19 protein-coding genes are annotated in these 21,036 nt (G+C 37.8%); 10 read left to right on the top strand and 9 right to left on the bottom strand.

Annotated elements, in window-relative coordinates; all coding sequences use genetic code 11:
- Nucleotides 1-49: 49 nt before the first annotated feature.
- From N824_RS16675 to N824_RS16660, 4 genes are all read right to left on the bottom strand, one after another.
- Nucleotides 50-727: an ATP-dependent Clp protease proteolytic subunit gene (locus tag N824_RS16675; RefSeq protein WP_048906289.1), complete on the bottom strand. Its 678-nt coding sequence runs from the start codon at nt 725-727 to the stop codon at nt 50-52.
- An 81-nt stretch (nt 728-808) separates the two neighbouring features.
- Entirely contained in the window at nt 809-1,078 is a 270-nt protein-coding gene (locus N824_RS16670; RefSeq protein WP_048906288.1) for a hypothetical protein, read from the bottom strand.
- Entirely contained in the window at nt 1,059-1,622 is a 564-nt protein-coding gene (locus N824_RS16665) for an RNA polymerase sigma factor (protein ID WP_048906287.1), read from the bottom strand. Before N824_RS16665 ends, N824_RS16670 begins: the two co-directional genes overlap by 20 nt.
- Nucleotides 1,623-1,703: 81 nt before the next feature.
- Nucleotides 1,704-2,342 carry a hemolysin III family protein gene (locus N824_RS16660; protein WP_048906286.1) on the bottom strand — a complete coding sequence of 213 codons (639 nt, stop codon included), beginning with the start codon at nt 2,340-2,342 and terminating at the stop codon, nt 1,704-1,706.
- Between the two features lie 161 nt (nt 2,343-2,503).
- Here N824_RS16660 and N824_RS16655 point away from each other — a divergent pair, with 161 nt between their 5' ends.
- The 3 genes from N824_RS16655 to N824_RS16645 are packed head-to-tail and all read left to right on the top strand — an operon-like array spanning nt 2,504 to nt 6,404.
- The gene (locus N824_RS16655; RefSeq protein ID WP_052334170.1) at nt 2,504-3,889 is read left to right on the top strand and encodes a serine hydrolase; all 1,386 of its coding nucleotides are present in this window, start codon (nt 2,504-2,506) and stop codon (nt 3,887-3,889) included.
- A gap of 10 nt (nt 3,890-3,899) precedes the next feature.
- Nucleotides 3,900-5,780, top strand: a complete 1,881-nt coding sequence (locus N824_RS16650) for a beta-N-acetylhexosaminidase (protein WP_235207158.1) — start codon at nt 3,900-3,902, stop codon at nt 5,778-5,780.
- 42 nt (nt 5,781-5,822) lie between these two features.
- The gene (locus N824_RS16645) at nt 5,823-6,404 is read left to right on the top strand and encodes a tRNA-(ms[2]io[6]A)-hydroxylase (protein ID WP_048906284.1); all 582 of its coding nucleotides are present in this window, start codon (nt 5,823-5,825) and stop codon (nt 6,402-6,404) included.
- 4 nt (nt 6,405-6,408) lie between these two features.
- On the opposite strand, the gene N824_RS16640 is transcribed toward N824_RS16645, so the two are convergent.
- Entirely contained in the window at nt 6,409-6,840 is a 432-nt protein-coding gene (locus N824_RS16640) for a hypothetical protein (protein ID WP_048906283.1), read from the bottom strand.
- A 143-nt stretch (nt 6,841-6,983) separates the two neighbouring features.
- Here N824_RS16640 and N824_RS16635 point away from each other — a divergent pair, with 143 nt between their 5' ends.
- Complete coding sequence (locus N824_RS16635) at nt 6,984-8,474, top strand: alpha/beta hydrolase (RefSeq protein ID WP_048906282.1); 1,491 nt, start codon at nt 6,984-6,986, stop codon at nt 8,472-8,474.
- Nucleotides 8,475-8,488: 14 nt separating this feature from the next.
- Here N824_RS16635 and N824_RS16630 read toward each other — a convergent pair whose 3' ends face one another.
- From N824_RS16630 to N824_RS16615, 4 genes are read right to left on the bottom strand one after another with little or no spacing between them, the layout of a single operon-like run.
- Nucleotides 8,489-8,848, bottom strand: a complete 360-nt coding sequence (locus tag N824_RS16630) for a DUF4180 domain-containing protein (protein WP_048906360.1) — start codon at nt 8,846-8,848, stop codon at nt 8,489-8,491.
- Nucleotides 8,849-8,893: 45 nt separating this feature from the next.
- Nucleotides 8,894-9,103, bottom strand: coding sequence for a hypothetical protein (locus tag N824_RS16625; protein WP_048906281.1), 210 nt, complete (start codon nt 9,101-9,103; stop codon nt 8,894-8,896).
- A complete protein-coding gene (locus tag N824_RS16620; protein ID WP_048906280.1) occupies nt 9,084-10,019 on the bottom strand; it encodes a helix-turn-helix transcriptional regulator in 936 nt (311 codons plus the stop codon). The genes N824_RS16625 and N824_RS16620 overlap by 20 nt, the downstream gene beginning before the upstream one ends.
- Nucleotides 10,019-10,999 carry an AraC family transcriptional regulator gene (locus tag N824_RS16615; RefSeq protein ID WP_048906279.1) on the bottom strand — a complete coding sequence of 327 codons (981 nt, stop codon included), beginning with the start codon at nt 10,997-10,999 and terminating at the stop codon, nt 10,019-10,021. Before N824_RS16615 ends, N824_RS16620 begins: the two co-directional genes overlap by 1 nt.
- Nucleotides 11,000-11,172: 173 nt before the next feature.
- Here N824_RS16615 and N824_RS16610 point away from each other — a divergent pair, with 173 nt between their 5' ends.
- From N824_RS16610 to N824_RS16585, 6 genes are all read left to right on the top strand, one after another.
- Nucleotides 11,173-11,475, top strand: a complete 303-nt coding sequence (locus tag N824_RS16610; RefSeq protein ID WP_048906278.1) for a hypothetical protein — start codon at nt 11,173-11,175, stop codon at nt 11,473-11,475.
- Between the two features lie 55 nt (nt 11,476-11,530).
- Nucleotides 11,531-13,483, top strand: a complete 1,953-nt coding sequence (locus N824_RS16605; protein ID WP_048906277.1) for an LTA synthase family protein — start codon at nt 11,531-11,533, stop codon at nt 13,481-13,483.
- Between the two features lie 86 nt (nt 13,484-13,569).
- Nucleotides 13,570-14,490 (top strand): lysophospholipid acyltransferase family protein, encoded by a 921-nt coding sequence (locus tag N824_RS16600; protein WP_048906276.1) that lies wholly within the window; start codon nt 13,570-13,572, stop codon nt 14,488-14,490.
- 82 nt (nt 14,491-14,572) lie between these two features.
- Nucleotides 14,573-15,628, top strand: coding sequence for a glycosyl hydrolase (locus tag N824_RS16595; RefSeq protein WP_048906275.1), 1,056 nt, complete (start codon nt 14,573-14,575; stop codon nt 15,626-15,628).
- Nucleotides 15,629-15,639: 11 nt separating this feature from the next.
- Nucleotides 15,640-16,761: a glycoside hydrolase family 26 protein gene (locus N824_RS16590; protein ID WP_048906274.1), complete on the top strand. Its 1,122-nt coding sequence runs from the start codon at nt 15,640-15,642 to the stop codon at nt 16,759-16,761.
- A gap of 55 nt (nt 16,762-16,816) precedes the next feature.
- Nucleotides 16,817-21,013, top strand: coding sequence for a hybrid sensor histidine kinase/response regulator transcription factor (locus N824_RS16585; RefSeq protein WP_048906273.1), 4,197 nt, complete (start codon nt 16,817-16,819; stop codon nt 21,011-21,013).
- Nucleotides 21,014-21,036 lie beyond the last annotated feature (23 nt).

Genomic DNA, 21,036 nt, shown 5'->3' with positions numbered 1-21,036 from the left:
AGTTTATCCTTGCCTCACTTGAAGTTATTGCTGATGAAACCATATAGATTTACCCCAATATTTCGTCAATCATGCCAAATTCTTTGGCCTCTGTAGCCGTCATCCAATAATCACGCGCAGCAACTTCATTTATTTTATCATAACTCTGACCACTACGTTCAGCAATGATCTGGTAAAGTTCGTTTTGAATCTTAAGTACTTCTCTGATGCTGATGTCCATATCTGCGGCCGTTCCTTGCGTTCCTCCCGAGGCCTGATGGATCATTACCCTTGAATGTTTCAGGGCAGAGCGTTTCCCGGGTGCACCAGCACAAAGCAGCACAGAAGCCATAGAGAGTGCAATTCCTGTACAGATTGTAGCAACATCAGGCCTTATATATTGCATGGTATCATAAATGCCAAGTCCGGCGTAGACTGACCCACCAGGAGAATTAACATATAGCTGGATGTCTTTGTCCGCATCGGCAGATTGCAAAAAAAGCAATTGTGCCTGTATTACATTGGCATTTCGGTCATCAATAGGTTCACCAATAAAAATAATCCTGTCCATCATCAAACGTGAAAAAACATCCATCTGCGCTACGTTTAATTGCCGTTCTTCGATGATGTAAGGGGTCATGGCAAAGGGGCCGACGTTAACTGATGTTCGGGACATGTGACGATCTAAATATAAACTGTTGATCCGGTGGTGTTTTATTGCGTAATTGCGAAATTCATTGTTTTTCATGTCTGTTGTTATTTAAATTTTAGGCATAGATTGCCATAGCCTCTGGTTTGGAGGGGTGTAATTGTTTATTAAGTCGTGAGGTTATTTGCCGAAAAGCTGCATGATCTTTTGCCTGAAAGAACGATGCTCTGGAGCAGTAAACAGCTTTTCATGTACCTGTTCTATTTCATTTCTTAGCTGTAGTCTTCCGTATTTATGAACCAGATTATATGTTTTTTGCTGCCAAAAAACACTTTCCTTTAAATTTGGCTGTAACAAAAGATTGGCTTCAAACAGGAGTATATCTTCTGTATCTGTATCAGATAAAAGAAAATCCTCTATCAAACGTAGCTCATTCCATGATGTCTTCATATTCCAGTGATTTTTCTTTTACAGTTTCTTTTATTTTTTCCAGGCATTTAAATTTCTGAACAGTTGCTGATCGGGCGCTTGAAAACCCAAACCGCTCTGCCAATGTTTCCATATTCAGCTTTTCATAATAAAAAGCGCTTAGGAGCTGCATGCATTTCTGACCCGCCGTTTGCATCAAATGAAGTAATCTTGAAGAAGATATCTCCTCATAGACGGAATCAGCCTGGGCTGCTTCTTCATCTAGTTCAATATTTAATTGATCAAGGGGCAGCTGCTTGCTGGTTTCTTTGTAGCGTTTATTCCAAAGGTATTTGGTAATGCCAAAAAGATATGCTTTTTCACTGTACTTAAGCACTATTCCGGTATGCTTTACTTTTTCATAATAAATGATCAGTGCATCCTGAAAAATATCTTTGGCCTCATCAAATGATCCGCCCATTCTACTCACGTGGCTTGCTACAAGAGGAAAAGTATCCTGGTACAGCGACATCAGCAAAGCTTCATTATCGGCGCTTACTTTATCTTTATTGAGTTTTGTAACCATTGCAACTATGTTTTAATAGTATGTGCTTGTTTGGATATAAATATCACCCAAATCTGGTAATTATTTTTTACTATTTTTTCTCTACATAGAAAGCAGAACGGCTACATAGTGGCAAATTGCTGCAGCCAGTACCATACCGTGCCATAAGGAATGTGTATAGGATCGTTTTCCAAAAATATATACTATAGTTCCGGCTGAATACAATGCCGCGCCGATAAATAACATAATGATCACAGATTCCGGAAGTACTGAAAAGAATCTATTGCCTCCAACTACCATCATCCAGCCCATAAGCAGGTAGATAATTGTTGACACTATATTAAACTTGCCTGTGAACCATATTTTAAAAAATACACCTAGAAGCGTCAGTCCCCATAGTACGGAAAGGAGGGTAATTCCGAAACGGTTATTCATGTAGATCAGTAGGAACGGAGTGTAAGTTCCTGCAATTAGGAAATAAATACTAATGTGATCAAAGATTTCGAATAGTCTTTTTACTGCAGGCTCCAGCGCCAGGTGGTATACCATTGAACAAGTAAACAACAGCATAAAACAAAAGCCATATATGCCGGCACCAACAATTGCAGGGACGTTGTCATGAGCCGTTGAGATTCCCACTAATACCGGAAGACCACTAACACCAAATACAACTCCTATACCATGTATCAGTCCGTGAACCAGTTCTTGTTTTCTGGTATACTTGTATTTAAGTTCCTCCATCAAATAAATAACAGTTGAAACTTGTAAAAGTTACCTATATACCAATGTTTATTCTGTTGTTTACTAATGTAAATATTTATCTTAGTTGTTTAACCTTATAAAGTATGGAGTCTTGCCTAACACTTTTTTTTATTTAGAAACTTAGTTAAATAAACAAAATTATGCAAAGGAGCTACTACCTAATTATTTTACTTCTTCTTTCAACTCAAATTACCTGTGCACAAGCTGACAGGAACTTTGCGACAAAATATGATGAGTTGCTGGCGGCTCAATTTAAACCGGGAGAAACGGGAGCGGCTGCTTTGGTAGCAAAAGATGGAAAAACTATATATAAAAAGGCATTTGGAATGGCTAATCTAGAGCTGGATGTTCCAATGACAACTGATATGGTTTTCAAAATTGGTTCTGTTACAAAGCAATTTACAGCTGTAGCGATACTACAGCTTCTGGAGCAGGGTAAGCTGGGGCTACAAGACGACATAACCAAGTATATTGCTGACTATCCTAATACCGGAACGAAAATTACCATTGAGCACCTTCTTACACATACTTCTGGCATAAAAAGCTACACAGGCATGTCAGATTTTGGAAAGATGATGCGTAATGATATGACACCAATTGAGCTTATCAACATTATTAAGGCTCAACCAGTTGATTTTGCACCTGGAACTAAGTATAAATATAACAACTCGGGATATTTCATTTTAGGGTACATTATAGAAAAGGTTACTGGAATACCATATGGAAAATATATAGAAGATAAGATCTTTAAGCCTGCAGGTATGAACAGCTCCTATTATGGAGATAATGAACGAATAATTAAGAATAGGGCTGCAGGGTACGATCCTATAGAAAACGGACTAGGCAATGCCGCTTTGCTCAGTATGAAGCTCCCTTATGCAGCAGGATCACTAATGTCGACGGTTGAAGATTTGTACAAATGGAACCAGATGCTTTTTTCCTACAAAATAATAAAAAAGGAAAGTCTTGACAAGGCATTGACTCCATATAGATTAGCCAATGGAGAGAAATTGAAGTATGGGTATGGCTTAGCCTTAGATTCGCTTCAGGGAAGTAAAACTATTTCGCATGGGGGCGGTATAAATGGTTTTTTATCTTACGCCACTTATCTGCCAACAGAAAAGGTTTTAGTAGTTGTCCTTTCTAATTCTACAGCTAAATCTCCGGATGCTGTTGCAAATAAGATCGCTGCAATTACCATTGGCAAACCAATTCCAGATAAAATTGCTGGTGTTCAAAGTAAGCCTTCTATAGAAATCAAAGTACCCGAGGCAACATTACTAACATATGTAGGCCAATATCAATTGGCACCCAATTTTTCTATTGCTATTACACAGGAAGGTGGGAGATTATTCGGCCAAGCTACAGGTCAAAGTAAAAATGAGATTTTTGCAGAATCAGAGAATATGTTCTTCTTAAAAGTGGTTTCAGCAAAAGTAGAGTTTGTTAAAGATAAGGAGGGAAAAGTCAGCAGCCTTTTCCTTTATCAGGCCGGCCAAAAGATAGAGGGAAAAAGAATTAACTAATCGATTAAATATGAATTTCAGATACTTCAGAATAGCAATATTTACGCTTTACATGCTATTCTCCATAAATGTATTCGCTGTAGAAACCGCTCCAGCCCTAATTCCACAACCAGTAAAGCTTCAAAGGCTTCCAGGTAACTTCAAAATAAGCAAAGCTACTAAACTGATTGCAGCTCCTGCTAATAAAGAAATAGCAGAATTGTTTGCTGCTATGATCAAAGCACCGACGGGCTTTACATTAGGCCATGCAACGCGTGGGGTTTCAACTATTCAGTTGGTTATCAACAAAACTTACAATAAGCAGATAGGCGATGAAGGGTATGCTTTAGACGTGAAGCCGACAAAAATTACGGTTCAGGCAAACAAGCCTGCAGGTCTTTTTTATGGCATGCAAACTTTAATGCAACTGTTGCCAAAAGAAATAGAAAGTGCAGAGATTATTAAAAATAAAGCATGGTCTATACCCTGTGTTAAAATAACAGACTATCCAAGATTTGGGTGGAGGGGTTTAATGCTTGATGTAAGCAGGCACTACTTCCCAAAAGAAGTGGTGAAAAAATACATCAACCAGCTTGCTAAATACAAAATGAATGTATTCCATTGGCATTTAACTGATGATCAGGGATGGAGGATTGAAATTAAAAGCTTACCCAAACTTACTGAAGTAGGGGCCTGGCGTGCACCAAGAATGGGCTTGTGGTGGAAGCGTGATCCACAAGGACAAAATGAGGTTGCAGATTATGGAGGGTATTATACTCAGGAAGATGTTAAGGAAATTGTTAAATATGCTCAGCAGCGATTTGTAACTATCCTGCCGGAAATAGATGTTCCCGGACACAGTCTAGCTGCACTTGCTGCTTATCCAAACTTGTCCTGTACAGGCGGACCTTTTAAAGTAAATGTGGGCAATACCTTTTACGGTGTTGATGACAATGCATTATGTCCGGGTAACGAAGAAAGTTTTGTGTTTATGGAAAAAGTATTGGGAGAGGTGGCAGCGCTTTTCCCTGGTCAGTATATCCATATTGGTGGTGATGAGTGTTTTAAGGGATTTTGGAAAGACTGCAAAAAATGCCAGAAAAGAATGAAGGATGAAAACCTGAAAACTCCAGAAGAACTGCAAAGTTATTTCATCAAGCGTATGGAAACCATTGTTAAGTCTAAAAAGAAAAAAATGATGGGATGGGACGAGATCCTGGAAGGTGGATTGGCACCCGAAGCTACGGTAATGAGCTGGAGAGGAATGAAAGGAGGCATCGAAGCTGCAAAAATGAATCACCATGTGATAATGACGCCTGCCGACAATTGTTACCTCGATCTTTATCAGGGCGACCCAGCTGTTGAGCCCCCGACTTATTCTATGCTTACCTTGTCCAGTTGTTATAATTTTGAACCCATTCCAGCTGAAATACCTGATCCTTCACTGATATTGGGAGGTCAGGGCAATTTGTGGACAGAATCTGTTCCGAATTACCGTCATGTAGAATACATGACCTGGCCCCGTGCTTTTGCCTTGGCCGAAGTATTTTGGTCGCAAAAAGAAAACAAGGGATGGGATAGCTTTATTTCCCGAATGGAGCACAATCTTGAAAGGTACGATGTAGCTAATATAAATTATGCAAGAAGTGTATATGATGCCACAATTAAACCTTTAAAAGACTCGGTTAATAAAAAGCTGCGCATTGCATTGGCTACCGAGATAAAGAAATTAGACATCTATTACACCTTTGATAATACTTATCCGGATAGCTTTTCTCCAAAGTATGCAGATACACTTACAATACCTAAAGGAGCAGATCATTTAAGGGTTTTAACTTACCTGAACAGTAAACCAATAGGTAAAATGATTACGGTTAGTATAAAAGATCTGGAAAAGCGTACAGAAGAGTAAGCAAATCTTACTAATTTTGGCGTAAAGAAGATATTTATTACGATGCTTGGATTAAAATTATTGACGGACCCGCGTTGGGCGAACATTGCTGAATCAAATTTAGAAGAGATTTTAACTGACCACGCCTGGTGTGAGCAAAAAGCAGCAACGAATGCCATTACCCTGATCGCCAATAATTCAGAACATATGGATTTGGTGCAGGAGTTAACAGCCATCGCTATTGAAGAAATGCAGCATTTTAAAATGGTAGTTGACATAATTGAGAAACGTGGTTATACACTTGGGCGTGAACGTAAAGACGACTATGTTGGTCAATTGGTTAAATTCAGTCGTAGAGATGGCAGCAGAAACTCGGCTTTTATCGACCGTCTTTTATTTGCCGCAATGATTGAAGCCAGAAGCTGCGAGCGCTTCCGTGTACTGTCGCAAAACATCAAAGATCAGGAGCTTGCAAAATTTTATTATGATCTGATGGTTTCGGAAGCTGGCCATTACACTACTTTTCTAAACTTTGCCCGCAAATACACCATTGATATTGATGTAGATAAAAGATGGAAAGAATGGCTTGAATTTGAAGGTGAGCTTATCCAAAGTTTTGGCAACAAAGAAGCTATTCACGGCTAATTGTTTACGGCATCTTTTTAAACACAAATTTAGGTTCTTTATAATTGATTGGAACGTTTTTTTTGAAGTAACGTATGTTCATATAAATTTCCATTGAACCCTCGCCCATAATAAGCTTTCCATTCTTTTTTAATAAAGCTATTGGAGTTTTGTGCCATGTCTCAACTCCATAATGCTGAAAGCGATAAGTTCCCTTTAGTTCGTCTCCTTTTACAATTCCGGTTACATCACCGGAATCTTTATAGAGGCCATGGTAATTTATCTCAAGCTGTCCGAAGAACTCCCTGTCTGTTATGTTTATTTTAAAAGTTGCAGTATCATTTTTACTTATAGCGCGATATAATGTTTTGGCGTTATCTTGTTCTACGGTAGTACTTGAACAACCATATGTGGCAAAAGAGACTATTAAACATAGAATTTCTATAAATTTCTTCATATAATAATGGGTGCTTTCAAATATATGCTAAATTTTAGCTCCACATAAATTGATAAAGATTTTTCTGATTAATGGTTTATTAAGTAAATATTAACCAGATTTAGTTTTTTTGCTTACAAAACCATAACCAAATTAAACCACGGATGCGAAAAATTACTGTACTTATTACTGTACTACTTATCTGCACATCAATTTTTAATATAGCTCACGCTCAGTTGACCACAACCGGCTTTTCAGGCGATAAAACTATATGGAGGGGATTTGACCGCTATGATTTTCTAATGGATACGCTGAGCTTGGAAATAACGCCATTTAAGGCTGTTGAAAGTGAAGGATTCGGGATTAATGTTGAGGTAAAAGGTAAGGTACGCTGTTTAGTTATTGTACCAAAAACTGAAGCCGCAGGAAATCCATGGTCATGGAGAGGATTCTATTGGGATCATGAACCGCAGTCGGAAATTGAGCTGTTAAAAAAGGGTTTTTTTATAGGATACATTAACTGCGATGCTGGAAGACAGTGGGATGCCTGGTATGCCTTTTTAACCAAGGAACATGGATTTTCAAAAAAACCGGCCTTTGGTGGAATGAGTAGAGGAGCTATCAATGCCTACGCCTGGTCTGTAAATCACCCTGATCAGGTATCGTGTATTTATGGAGACAACGCTGCAATCATGCCAGAAAGCCTGGCAAAAATAGCAGAGCTTGCCCGACATGATGTTCCTTTATTAAGTATCTGCGGGTCAGAAGATTTTTTGTATGAAAAAAATACACTGTCTATTGAAAATATTTATTTACAAATGGGTGGGAGAATGACTATTCTGGTTAAAGAGGGTACAGCCCATCATCCACACAGTCTGCGCGATCCTAGTCCTATTGTAGATTGGGTTGTTAAAAATGTTGTTCAAGCATTGCCATTGCCGGATTTTATAGATGATGGCTTTATCAGATCATATTACTATAATTCTGAAAATAGCTACTTGTATTTAAAAGAAGAAAATACATGGATGACTGCCAGAGGTCCCGGTTATACCCCTTATTATGAGCAGTATGAAGTTAAAGGAAAGAGTCGTTATGGTGTATCTTCAATGGTTATTATAGCACCTAATAAGCCCGCCACAGGCAAACCCTGGGTTTTTAGAAGTGATCGGATGGACAGGAATGCCCTGGTAGATCAGGCTTTGCTGGCTCAAGGATACCATATTGTTATTACCCCACTTACCGCACAATCGGGTGCAGTAATGGAACAGTGGGATGGAGTTTATAAAATGTTAACTGATCATGGATTCTCTAAGAAACCAATATTAGAAGGATCAGGGGCTAATGCAGGAGAATGTTTTGCATGGGCAATGGAAAATCCGGGAAAAGTTTCTGCTATTTATGCTGTGAATCCAGTAATGCGCAGTTTGATGACCAAAAAGAATCTGTTCGACGGACTTAGTCCGATTGCAAAAGAGGGGGTGCCCTTGCTAATTGTTTCTGGAAGCCAGGATCCTTGGTTTAAGGAGCATACTAAGGTGATAGAACAACATTACAAGAAACTTAGCGGGAAATTAAAAATTGTAGTAAAAGAGGGGCAGGGGCATTTTATTAAAATAGATCCTGAGGTTATTGTGGCACAGATTACTAAATATTAGTAATCTGTACATTTTTATTGATTTAGTTTTGCAATTGCGTCTTCCGAGCTGTCTACAAAATTAACTTGTTTGCCTTTGTTGCTTTCATAAATAAAGTCTTTCATACTTTTACTTTGGTATTTACTGAAATCGCCAACAATAGCCAGGCGTACCCTGTAATTCGAAAATTTTTGAAGAATTTCTCCTGCAATACCTGTTTTCAGGTCAAAGAACTCAGTACATATGTTTTGTTCCTGAAGGATAATTCTATCAACATCCTGGTAGTATAAATCTGCGAGTAATTGTAATCCTTCTTCCGGATTTTTAATCAGGACTTTATCAGAAATAACTTCTGCTATTCTTATTTCTCCTGTTTGATGTATTTCTATATTCATTTGGATCTCTTTTGAATCAAACATAAGAATATATGCGGTCTTTTGCTATAACGCTTTTGCCTTAATGATTTCAAGAACCTGATTCAATCTATAAACAACTGGTTCCTGTACTCTTGGGTGATTGCTGGTTTTGAGGATAGTTAATTCTTTCTGTAAGAATAGTGATACATCTTTAATCACTGCTCCTGGTCCCAATTCTATTTCTGATGGTAATTCTATTCCGTGAAATGCCGCCTCAAATTCTTCTGCTGTCATGAGGCAAAGTTAGCCGATTTTTGGGTTTATGCCCTGTTTTTATGAAAACTTCTCCAGGTAATTGTCCAAATTGATTTTTGTAGATCGCGGCAAAGTATCCCGGCTTTACGTACCCAAGTTCCTTACCTACTTCATTTATAGCATTAAAATTTCCGCTTTTCAAGAGCTCTTGTGCAAGGTTTAATTTTTCGCGAATAAAAAAACTGTTTGGGCTTTCTTTAAATATCCTCTTAAACAGCTTTTTATATTTAGAAATGGACATGCCGGCCTTGGTTGACAAAAAATCTATTCCTGGAAATGCTCCTAAAAGTTGCTCCATCAGATAGGCCTGAGTGCTGATGATCTGAGCGGTATCTAATTCAGAAAGTTTTCCTAGTACCGGGCCGCTTTCGTTTATGCGTTCTACCAGATATGCAAAAACCTGCAAGGAGGTTCCACGCAGAGAGAGTTCAAATGATGGATCATTATAGTTGCGGGTTCTTAGTTTAAGAATACACAGACGGGTACGACTGTCCATATGACTTGAAAAAACAATTGTATCGTTGTGCCCCATTTTAGGATTATCTGTGGGGCCTAAAAGATACTTTTGTAGCAATGGCTTTGCAATGAGCAGCCAGAAAGAATACATTTTAAGGGAAGGAGTGTAGCTGCTTTTTAGTGTGGCATCTACCACAACCATTCCTAATTTCGAATGATAACCCATTTTTGTATCATTAATTTTTTGAATATCAATTTCATCGCTTAAATCATAATAGGCAATGTAAAAGTCTTCCGCATTAACCACCTTGTTTAGTTCAACACTTCTTTGCAAACTAAAATCAACAACGAGAGCCATTAATCCGGGCATCACATCCATAAAATAGGAACAGCCTTGAGCTATATCGCGAGGGACTGATATTTGGTCTTTCGTTGCCATTACAATGAAGCTGCATATTCTTTAGGCGACATCCCAAAGTAACTTTTAAATTGCTCTGATAAATGAGAGGTGCTTGTGAAATTCAATTTTTCGGCCAATTCTCTAATGGTATAATGCCCAGATCCCAATAAATCTCTTGCAAGTTCTAACTTGTTGTTTAAGAAGAAGGCATTAGGGGTTTGGCCGGTAATTTTTTTATAAAGCTTCTTGTACTTTGTTGCTGACATATTTGCTTCGGCAGCTAAAGAAGTTATTCCGGGGAAAATACCCTCCTGTTTTTTAATTAGATTTGTTTGTGAATTCAGTATCATTGCAAGATCTGTACGAAGAACTTTGCTAATCGTAATTTCTCTTTTCATGATATTATCCAGGCAATCTGCCATCAAGTTGTAAGCCAGACCACTCAATAGGAGGTTGAAAGATATGCTTCCTGGTGCACTTTTCCTAAACTCATTGATGATATGCCAACTGTTACTACTCATATGCGCATAATGCAGAAGGGTATTTTGCCTCTCATCAAAAACCCTGTTCAGTACCTCATCAAGGATACCTGTTTTGGATAGGTATTCTCTTAGAATATGCTTCTTTAAGAAAAGGGAAATGCCGTACGATTTACTTCCCGACTTTATCACAAAATCTATATCAAGCTGACTATCTGTAATTGCCAAATTATAATTCCATCTTCCCACTGAGCGCGAGATATCGTTCATAACGTGAACCAAATCTCCTTCAGTAAGATTGAAATATATTCCTGCAAAATCATTTTTAATATTCCGCACTTTATATAGCACATCCTGATGATAAATCACATCTACCAGCATAACCGTAATGTTTTCACTTATTTGAAGTGTATAATAAGTGCCCTTTAATATATCATCAGCAACAATGATAAAATTACCGTCTATAAATCCTTCAAGACTAGCAGCCAATTCTTCAACCCAATCTGTCTCCACTCCGAAACGATAAATTACTTCTTTCATCTTAAAATGAATAAATATGGGGAGCTATCTCATTAATTATTGCTTGTTTTTTTCTTAGCGTCATAAAAAATGTCCTGATTAGGTGTTTTTAAACCTTGTTTTGGCTCTTATTTCTTGTTGGTAGTGCTAATTTTGCGAAATAATTTGATATCCTTATCAAATTTGTCAAAGTAATGGGGGTTATTATTCAGAGTAAAGAAGTATTTTCCTCAGAATGGGGGTTGGATAGAGATGTCGTACTGCATTCTGAGCAATTGGTGGTTGAGGTAATAGATATCATGCTTAAAGAGGAGCTATATACAATGCCTGTTTTTTATAATAAAAAACACATTGGAGTTGTCAGGTTCCAAGACCTTATCAGTTTTCTTACCCACGAAGAACGGGGAGAAAACCTTATTTTTCATAAATTGAACTATAGCATAGAAAGTGTTATGGTGATGATGACAGAAAGAGGCGAGCTGCCGTATACACGTTAAGTTCAGAATTCAAACAGAATTCCCGTCTACCTTTGCTTTTTATATAAAATTTTATATGATTAGTAAACTCTTTAAGGGCAGATATAGCGTCTTATTTTCTTTTTTAGCGATTTTTGTTTTTATATCCTTCTTAATTCGTACTGTTTTGTTTATTGATTCGATTGGCAAAACGGACTTTTCATTCTTAGGTGTATTAAGAATTTACCTGCTCGGTTTTGTTTATGACGTTGGAGTTGGTCTGTTTTTAACCACTTTATACAGCTTATATTTGCTTGTACTTCCAGATAGATGGTCTGACTCGATTGTGAATAAGATCATTACCTATGTAGCTCTTTTTATAATCCTTCTTATTTCTTTCTTTTCATTCTTTGCTGAACTTACATTCTGGCAGGAGTTTGAAAGCAGGTTTAACTTCATTGCTGTTGATTACCTTATTTATACTTACGAAGTTATTAATAACATAAATGAATCTTATCCGCTGCCACTTTTAATTGGGGGCGTATTGGTAATGGTATTGTTGGTAATGTGGCTTTTTGTAAAGAGAAGGATCTTTATAAATGTTTTTCAATCTACGATCACATTTAAGGGCAGAGCAGTTATAACGGGAATCCTGCTTGTTATAACTTCATTATACACATTTTTTCTGACTAACTCTTTTTCCGAATCAAGTACCAACCGTTACGAAAACGAATTATCAAAGGCAGGTATATATTCTATTTTTGCCGCGTTTAAAAACAACGAGTTAAACTTTAATCATTTCTATACCTTACTTCCTATAAATAAGGCGTTTGCTCTAATGAGAAATGACCTACAGGACAAGCAGACTACTTTTGTAAATAATGGGAATTCAATTAAAAGGAATATCCAAAATGGCGGTCAGCTTTATAAACCCAACGTAATCATGATTACTGTTGAAAGTCTAAGTGCCAGTTTTCTTGCTCATTTTGGTAATACACAGCAAATAACACCAGTACTTGATTCCCTTGCGGATAAGAATCTGATGTTTACAAATATGTATGCAACAGGCACCCGTACAGTAAGGGGAATGGAAGCCTTAACCTTATCCATACCCCCAACCCCCGGTAGCAGCATTGTAAGAAGGCAAGGAAATGAAAACCTGACAACTGTGGGTCATATCTTTGAAAAAGAGGGCTATACCAGAACATTTTATTATGGTGGAGATGGCTATTTCGACAATATGAACGAATATTTTGGTCGCAATGGCTTTAATATTACAGACAGGGGAAGAAACATTAAAATAGGAGATAATTACCTAACAAAAAGAACGATCATTCAGGATGATCAGGTTCATTTTGAAAATGCCTGGGGAGTTTCGGACGGAGATCTTTTTGATGCAGTGATAAGAGGATCAGATGCAGATGATAAAGCAGGAAAACCATTTTACAGCTTTGTAATGACAACCTCAAATCATCGGCCTTTTACTTTTCCTGCTGGGAAAATAGATAGGAAACAAGGCAATAGGGAAGGTGCCGTTCGCTATACAGATTATGCCATTTCAGCATTCCTTAAAAAGATTGAAAAGAAAGCATGGTATAAAAATACAATTGTAATTATAGTGGCCGACCACTGTGCTGCCAGCGCCGGAAAGAATGAAATTGATATCGACAAATACCATATACCCTGCATCGTTTTAAATTTACCTGTAAAGGGCAAAATGGTAATAGATAAGCTTTGTTCACAAATTGATCTTTATCCAACATTGTTCAGCCTTTTAGGATGGGATTATGAAAGCAACCTATATGGTCAGAATGTTTTGAATCCTACCTATCAGCCCCGTGCAGTTTTAGGTACGTATCAAAAACTTGCTTATTTAAAGAACGATAGTTTGGTGATACTGGGACCACAGAAGGTTACAGAAACCTTTTTGTATCGTAAATCAACTAATGAGCAAGTCCCTGATAAGTTGTCTAAAACCGTAATAGATCAGGCTATAGCAAATTACCAGACTGCTTACGACTTATTCAAAAATGGTGGATTGCATCAGTAATAATGTCTTTAAAAAAATAGTAATCTAACATTTTTATGGCAAAACCTTTTGGCTAAGCTTTTAATTTTGTAGAAAATCGTTGTAGTATGTTTAAAAAGAGCCTTTCTCATTTAGGGACGTTTTTTTTAGCTGTATTATCCCTGCTGCCATTATCGTTTCTATACATTTGGGCAGACGCAGCTTACTTCTTGCTCTATTATGTTTTTGGCTATCGCAGGCAGGTAGTAAGAGAAAACCTGTTTAATGCCTTTCCCGAAAAAGAACTGAAAGAAATTGTCGTAATAGAAAAGAAGTACTACAGATATCTGGCAAGCCTGATCTTTGAAGTGATTAAGATGATTAACATCTCCAAAGCGCAAATAAAAAAACGATTTGTATTTAAAAACAAAGCGCTGGTAATTGAATATCTAAATAAAGGAGAAAGCGTACTTGTTTGCTCAGCACATTACGGTAATTGGGAATGGGGAACTTTAGGGATAGGACTAAACTTTTCAGCCGATCACTATCCAATTTATAAACCCTTAAATAATTTCATATTTGATAAATGGTTTCGCGAAATCCGCTGCAGGTTTGGGAACAAACTCATTCCAATGCGGCAAACCTTAAGGGCTATTCAAGCAAGCAAAAATACACCAAGTATTTTTAGTTTTGGTAATGATCAATCACCGTCAATAAGTGAATTGCATTATTGCAGAACATTCTTAAACCAACCGGCATACATCCAACTGGGAATAGAGAAAATTGCAAAAAAAACAAACCGACCTATTTTTTATTTAAAAGTTAAGGTGTTAAAACGAGGGTATTATGAGGTTGATTGTGTTCCACTCTGTTTAAATCCAACAGATACCGAAGAATTTGAAATAACCAGATTGCACACTCAGTTTCTTGAAGATATTATTAAAAATGAGCCTGCTTATTGGCTTTGGAGCCACAGAAGATGGAAACATAAACCTGCTCAAATGCAGGAGCTTTCTCTTAAAACTGACATTCTTTATTCCGAGGTTTAACATTTGGAACCCCATTTTTTAGCATTAAGGAATATTCAGTACGATACTTTTACGAATTCATAGTAAACTAACCAATGTAAACATGAATTTGAATGTGCTGCAAAAGGCATTTAGCACTTGCATTTTTTGCTTTTTAATATTCGCCTGTAAAAAGGCCGGAAGTGTTGAAGAAAAATCACAGCCGCCGGGAACTTTAGATCGGTTTAATATCAACTCTAATCTGGTAACACCTAATCCTAGTCCAGAAGCCAGCAAACTATACCAATTTCTTCGTGATAACTATGGAAAGAAAATCCTTTCGGGAGTAATGACACTCAATAGCTTTGATGAAACTAACTGGCTTAAAGCAAATACAGGAAAAGAACCGGCCATTATTGGACTTGATTTTATGCATTGTAATCGTGGTTACAGCTGGTACGACGATAAAACGCCGATCAAAGATGCCAGGGCTTATTGGCTCAGAAATGGCATCCCGGTAATGGTATGGCATTGGCGAGATCCATCGAGAGCAACAGAAGAATTCTATTCGAACAAAACAACCTTTGATGTTTCAAAGATAAATGACACAGAATCGGCAGAATATAAAGCGATGCTAAAGGACATAGATTATGTCGCAAACTTGTTGAATGAACTGCAAAAAGACAATGTACCCGTTATATGGCGGCCACTACATGAGGCCGCGGGAACCTGGTTTTGGTGGGGCGCAAAAGGAGCTGCCCCATGCAAAAAGCTTTACCAGTTGATGTACGATCGTATGGTAAATTACCATAAATTAAACAATTTAATATGGGTTTGGACCAGAGAACCTAATGATGATGCCTGGTATCCAGGTGATGACTACGTAGATATTGTTGGAAGAGACATTTACAAACAAGGAGATCATACCGCGCAAACAACAGAGTTTAATGCATTAACCAACCTTTATGGCAATAAAAAAATGATCACCATAAGTGAATGCGGGTCTATGCCCGATGTAGATAATCTAACCAAAGACGCAGCTGCATGGTCGTGGTTTATGCCCTGGTATGGAGACTTCGTAAGATCTGGTGCACACAATTCCCTGGATCTTTGGAAACAAATGTTTGCCAGCAGCTACGTGATCACATTAGACGAGATGCCTTCCCTAAAAAATCAGTAAATTACAATTTTATGAACCTGAAGTACTTTTTAATCATCCTCCCGATGTTGCTTGTAAACCTGGCAACAGCCCAGCAACGTAACCTAATTGATCCTTTGGCAACAAAAGAAACCAAAGCCCTATTCAATAACCTATACAAATTATCTGAAAAGCATACTTTATTCGGGCATCAGCATGCTACTGAATACGGCCATGGCTGGTCTGGCGATGCTGACCGTTCGGATGTTAATTCAGTTGTTGGATCTCATCCTGCCATTATTGGAATCGATCTGTCTGGATTATCAGGCCAATCGCAAGCTCAGATTGAAAAAACAAAAGAGCATTTAAGAAAGAACGTTATAGATACTTATAATAGAGGTGGAGTGACCACCGTAGCATGGCATTTCTCTAATCCTGTTTCAGAAGGGGACTTTTACTGGAAAGACTCGGTTTCTTTACCAGCTGTTGGGTATATTATTCCCGGGGGCAAAGCGCATGATAAGTACCTCAAAATTCTCAATAATGTTGCCGATTGGGCAAAAAGCCTTAAAACTCCGGATGGCAATTCTATCCCTGTAATTTTCAGGCCTTATCATGAGTTCGATGGCGACTGGTTCTGGTGGGGTAAATCACATTGTACAGTTGATGAATTTAAATCTCTATGGAAATTTACAGTTTCTTATTTACGCGATACCGCAGGAGTACACAACTTTATTTATGCATTTTCTCCTGATAACCTATTCAATTCTGAACAGCAATATTTGGAGCGTTTCCCTGGCAACGAATGGGTAGATATGCTTGGAATGGATAATTATGGTGATATGGGGCGCGATGGTAAATACAATCTGGATGCTGCCATAAAGAAACTCCGAATCGTTTCGGCATACGCCCAAAAGAACGGTAAGCTTGCAGCCTTTACCGAAACCGGATTGGAATCGCTTACTAATCCAAACTGGTGGAACGATGTTTTGCTTAAAGTAATGAAAAGTAATAAAATAAGGATGAGCTATGTTTTGGTATGGCGTAACGATACCAAAAGCGCTACTCATTTTTATGCGCCTTATCCTGGTCATCCAAACATCCCTGATTTTCAGAAATTCTATGATGATCCCTATACCCTTTTTGAAAAGGACCTTAAAGACATTTATAAATAAGTATTTGTATATTGACAATCAGCTTTAAAATAGCGATAGCGGCCGAATAGAACGAATGGGACACAAATTGAAAATACTGCTTTTGGTAGGGGTAAGCCTGCTGTTTACCAGCATACACTCCTCTGCACAGTATAACCCGTATCAGTTTTCTCATCTGGATATTAATAATGGTTTACCGCATAACGATGTAAATTGCTTTTATAAGGACAATAAAGGATTTATCTGGCTGGGAACACTTGCTGGCCTTGCCCGGTTTGATGGATATAGCTTTAAAGTATACCGGCACAGGATAAAAAACAAATCTACCATAAGCGATAGCGATGTTCGTTCTATAACCCAAGGCCCCGATCATAAGTTATGGATAGAAACAAGAGCAGGAATGGATGTTTATGATCCTGTAACCGAATTGTTTGATCACAATATACAACCAGAACTTTCAAAATACGGAGTTCCTGGAACCACCATCAGAGCGCTAAAAAAGGGTAGTTCAGGGGCGTTCTGGTTTATTTCTCCTGCATCCGGATTATATAAATACGATCCGGTAACAAAAAAAACTAACTATATAACACATAAAATCAGAAGAGAGAGCAGTCTTTCGGCAAGCCCAATCATTGATATTGCAGAGGATAAAATCGGAAATGCATGGCTTATTCATTCCGACGGAAAACTTGAGATGCTAAAAAAGAACACTGATATTGTTGTGCAAAGAATAGACCTGTCGAGCAAGTTCTCAAACAAAGAAAGCGATACTTACAAGATCTTTATAGATAAGCAAGGATTGATATGGATCTACGATATATCTACCTCTACAGGTATTTACTACTTTGATCCCGTAAAAAATGTTCTGAATAAAATCAGTAAAAACTCACCGGTACTTAAACTGAACTCTGACATTGTTACGGGTATTATTCAGGACAATAGCGACAACATATGGATTGGTACTGATCATGGAGGCATTAACCTTATTGATAAGAAAAACTTCAGTATCAGGTATATCCTCAATAACGAAAATGACAGCAAAAGTTTAAGCCAGAACAGCATTTCCAGTATCTATTATGATAACCTGGGTATGGTTTGGATAGGTACTTTCAGAAAAGGAATCAATTTTTACCACCCCAATATCATTAAGTTTAACCTCATTAAGCACTCTTCTGATCCCAATAGTTTAATACATAGTGATATTAACAGGATGGCCGAAGATAAGCTGGGTAATATCTGGATTGGTACCAATGGCAAAGGTTTGGTTTATTATAACAGGAGTACACATAAATTCATTTCCTATAGGCACGATCCTTCAAACAACAATAGCCTCTCTCACGATGCCATTGTAGCCATTTATATAGATCGTTTTGAAAAATTATGGATTGGAACCTACACCGGAGGTTTCGATTACCTGGAAAATGGCAATTTTACCCATTACAAGTACAACGCGTCAGATCCCGAAAGTTTAAGCGATAATAAGGTTTCTGATTTTCTGGAAGATTCATCAAATCGGTTTTGGATAAGCACTATGGGAGGTGGAATAAACCTCTTCAACAGAACCACTAAGAAATTTAAAAGATATACACAGAACTTGAGTCTCATTAGTTCCGATTACGTATTTAAGGTATTGGAAGATTCGCATCAAAATATTTGGGCCGGTACATCCTATGGAATGAATGTATTGCCGAAAGGAGGCACAAAGTTTATCAAGATAGTAAACGATCCCAAAAACGACAACAGCCTCATCAACGACAACATTAACAGCTTTATTGAAGACAGCAAGGGCTACCTCTGGATAGGGACAAGAGATGGCTTGAGTATTTATAATCCCAAATCCAAAACCTTTTACAATTACACCATCGAAAATGGGTTGCCTGATAACAACATCATGGACATTCAGGAAGATAATCAAGGCGATTTCTGGGTAAGCACATCAAATGGATTATCAAAGATATCGGTTACTTATAGCAATAAACTTAACCTCATTTTCAAGAACTTTGATGAGAACGATGGCCTCCAGGGTAAAGAATTTAACCGAATAGCTTCAGTAAAACTAAAAACCGGAGAACTGGCATTTGGAGGTCCTGATGGTATCAATATTTTTCAGCCTTCTTTAATTAAATCTCATAATCAAACCTTTAAACTATTTCTAACCGATTTTCAGCTGTTCAATAAAAGTGTAACGGCAAACACTGCAATTGATGGCCGGGTAATACTTGAAAAAGCAATATTTGATACTAAAGAGCTTACTTTAAACCACGATCAGAATGTATTTACCATAGAGTTTGCATCATTAAATTACATTGGCCCTCACAAAGTGAAGCACCAATATATGCTGGAGGGATTCGATAAAACATGGATCTCAGCAGATAATACTTTACGCAAGGCTACATATACAAACCTTGATCCGGGAGATTATGTGTTTAAGGTACGGGCATCAAGCACCGAAAACATTTCTGATGCTAAACCGGTAACCTTAAAGATCAGAATATTGAACCCATGGTATACCTCTACATTGGCTTACGTCCTTTATTTTCTGGCTATAGGGGGTGCATTGTACTATTTCAGATACCGTGGTATCCAGCAATTAAAACAACAATTTGCCGCAGAGCAGGAAAAACAAAAAGTTCAAAGACTAATTGAACAGGAGAAAGTAGAATCACAGCGCTTGCTTGATAATGAACGTTTAGAAGCAATGAGGTACAGAGATTTGGACGCTATGAAAATCAAATTCCTAACCAATGTAAGTCATGAATTTAGAACGCCATTATCTTTGATTCTGGCGCCAATAGATAAAATTCTGAAAGGATCATCGGATAATCTCATTAAAGAGCAGGTCTCCCTGATACAGAAAAATGCAAAGCGTCTGCTCAATCTGGTAAACCAGCTACTCGATTTCAGAAAGATGGAGCTTAAAGAAATCAAACTTCAAAAAAGACCTGGCGACATCATTTCTTTCATCAGAGACATTACTTATTCTTTTAAAGACCTGGCTGAACAGAAAAACATCCAACTAACCTTTAATGCTACTTACGAGAAGCTTGATGTAAATTTTGACCATGATAAAATAGAGCGGATTCTCTTCAACCTGCTTTCAAACAGCTTTAAATTTACGTTGGATAATGGAAAGGTAAATGTGTCTGTAGACTGTATTATGATTGATCAGTACATGGTTGAGATTAAAGTTCGTGATACCGGAATAGGCATACCAAAAGAGAAACAGGAGAAGATATTTGAAAGCTTTTTTCAGAATGATATTCCAGAGTCTATCATTAATCAGGGTAGCGGAATAGGCTTGGCAATAACCAAAGAGTTTGTAAAACTTCACAGTGGCGAGATCTTTTTAGAGAGCGATGAAAACATTGGCAGCTGCTTTACCATTTTACTACCTTTCGAAGAACTTAGAAGTCAAAGTAATCCGACAGATATCTTCGTAGATAATCTGATTGCTGAGGAGGACACATTAAATAATCAGCATGCAAACGTTATGATCTCTTCTAAAAAAGCAACGGTATTACTTGTTGAAGATGATGCTGACCTGCGGTTTTACCTTAAAGATAATTTAAAGGAAGACTTTAACGTAATAGAAGCAGGGAATGGAAAAGATGGCTGGCAAAAGGCATTATTCTACCATCCAAATATTATTGTCAGCGATATTTCCATGCCCGAAATGAATGGTATTGAACTTTGCAAAAAGATCAAAGGCGATTCCAGAACAACCCAGATACCAGTTGTGCTGTTAACCGCTTTAACTGGCGAAGAGCAGGAGCTAACAGGTTTGGAAACCGGAGCCAATGATTACATGACCAAACCGTTTAGTTTTGAAATCCTGAACTCCAAAATCCGTAACATACTGATTCAGCAGGAGTCGTTCAGGAAGCTTTACCAGAAGCAAGTAGAAGTGCAACCGGCAACCATAGAAATGGAAAGTCCTGATGAACAGTTCCTGCAGCAGATTCTTAAGGAAATAGAAAAGAATATAGGCAATAGTAATTTCTCTGTTGATATGCTTAGCAGCCTGATGCTGGTAAGCCGTGTAACCTTATACAAAAGAATTGTAGCCCTTACTGGGAAAACCCCGCTGGAGTTTATCAAGTCTTATCGTTTGAAGCGGGCAGCGCAGTTGCTGGAGCAGGGGAAATTAACCGTTTCGCAGATCTGTTATAAGGTAGGTTTTAAAACGACCAAGAACTTTGTCAAATCTTTCAAAGAAGAATTTGATGTACTCCCTTCTAAATATGCCGAAAACAAGGATATTACTGCTTTGTAGCCTTTTTTGTTAAAGGTTAACAT

Origin of the sequence: Pedobacter sp. V48, from assembly GCF_000523515.1 — a bacterium.
Lineage (GTDB): Bacteria > Bacteroidota > Bacteroidia > Sphingobacteriales > Sphingobacteriaceae > Pedobacter.
The sequence above is the reverse complement of the archived record's forward strand: the minus strand, read 5'-3'. Positions and strand labels throughout refer to the sequence as shown.

Coding starts and splice junctions, on each gene's coding strand:
- N824_RS16675 (WP_048906289.1), bottom strand. CDS start 727: ATGAAAAACAATGAATTTCGCAATTACGCAATAAAACACCACCGGATC.
- N824_RS16670 (WP_048906288.1), bottom strand. CDS start 1,078: ATGAAGACATCATGGAATGAGCTACGTTTGATAGAGGATTTTCTTTTA.
- N824_RS16665 (WP_048906287.1), bottom strand. CDS start 1,622: ATGGTTACAAAACTCAATAAAGATAAAGTAAGCGCCGATAATGAAGCT.
- N824_RS16660 (WP_048906286.1), bottom strand. CDS start 2,342: ATGGAGGAACTTAAATACAAGTATACCAGAAAACAAGAACTGGTTCAC.
- N824_RS16655 (WP_052334170.1), top strand. CDS start 2,504: ATGCAAAGGAGCTACTACCTAATTATTTTACTTCTTCTTTCAACTCAA.
- N824_RS16650 (WP_235207158.1), top strand. CDS start 3,900: ATGAATTTCAGATACTTCAGAATAGCAATATTTACGCTTTACATGCTA.
- N824_RS16645 (WP_048906284.1), top strand. CDS start 5,823: ATGCTTGGATTAAAATTATTGACGGACCCGCGTTGGGCGAACATTGCT.
- N824_RS16640 (WP_048906283.1), bottom strand. CDS start 6,840: ATGAAGAAATTTATAGAAATTCTATGTTTAATAGTCTCTTTTGCCACA.
- N824_RS16635 (WP_048906282.1), top strand. CDS start 6,984: ATGCGAAAAATTACTGTACTTATTACTGTACTACTTATCTGCACATCA.
- N824_RS16630 (WP_048906360.1), bottom strand. CDS start 8,848: ATGAATATAGAAATACATCAAACAGGAGAAATAAGAATAGCAGAAGTT.
- N824_RS16625 (WP_048906281.1), bottom strand. CDS start 9,103: ATGACAGCAGAAGAATTTGAGGCGGCATTTCACGGAATAGAATTACCA.
- N824_RS16620 (WP_048906280.1), bottom strand. CDS start 10,019: ATGGCAACGAAAGACCAAATATCAGTCCCTCGCGATATAGCTCAAGGC.
- N824_RS16615 (WP_048906279.1), bottom strand. CDS start 10,999: ATGAAAGAAGTAATTTATCGTTTCGGAGTGGAGACAGATTGGGTTGAA.
- N824_RS16610 (WP_048906278.1), top strand. CDS start 11,173: ATGGGGGTTATTATTCAGAGTAAAGAAGTATTTTCCTCAGAATGGGGG.
- N824_RS16605 (WP_048906277.1), top strand. CDS start 11,531: ATGATTAGTAAACTCTTTAAGGGCAGATATAGCGTCTTATTTTCTTTT.
- N824_RS16600 (WP_048906276.1), top strand. CDS start 13,570: ATGTTTAAAAAGAGCCTTTCTCATTTAGGGACGTTTTTTTTAGCTGTA.
- N824_RS16595 (WP_048906275.1), top strand. CDS start 14,573: ATGAATTTGAATGTGCTGCAAAAGGCATTTAGCACTTGCATTTTTTGC.
- N824_RS16590 (WP_048906274.1), top strand. CDS start 15,640: ATGAACCTGAAGTACTTTTTAATCATCCTCCCGATGTTGCTTGTAAAC.
- N824_RS16585 (WP_048906273.1), top strand. CDS start 16,817: ATGGGACACAAATTGAAAATACTGCTTTTGGTAGGGGTAAGCCTGCTG.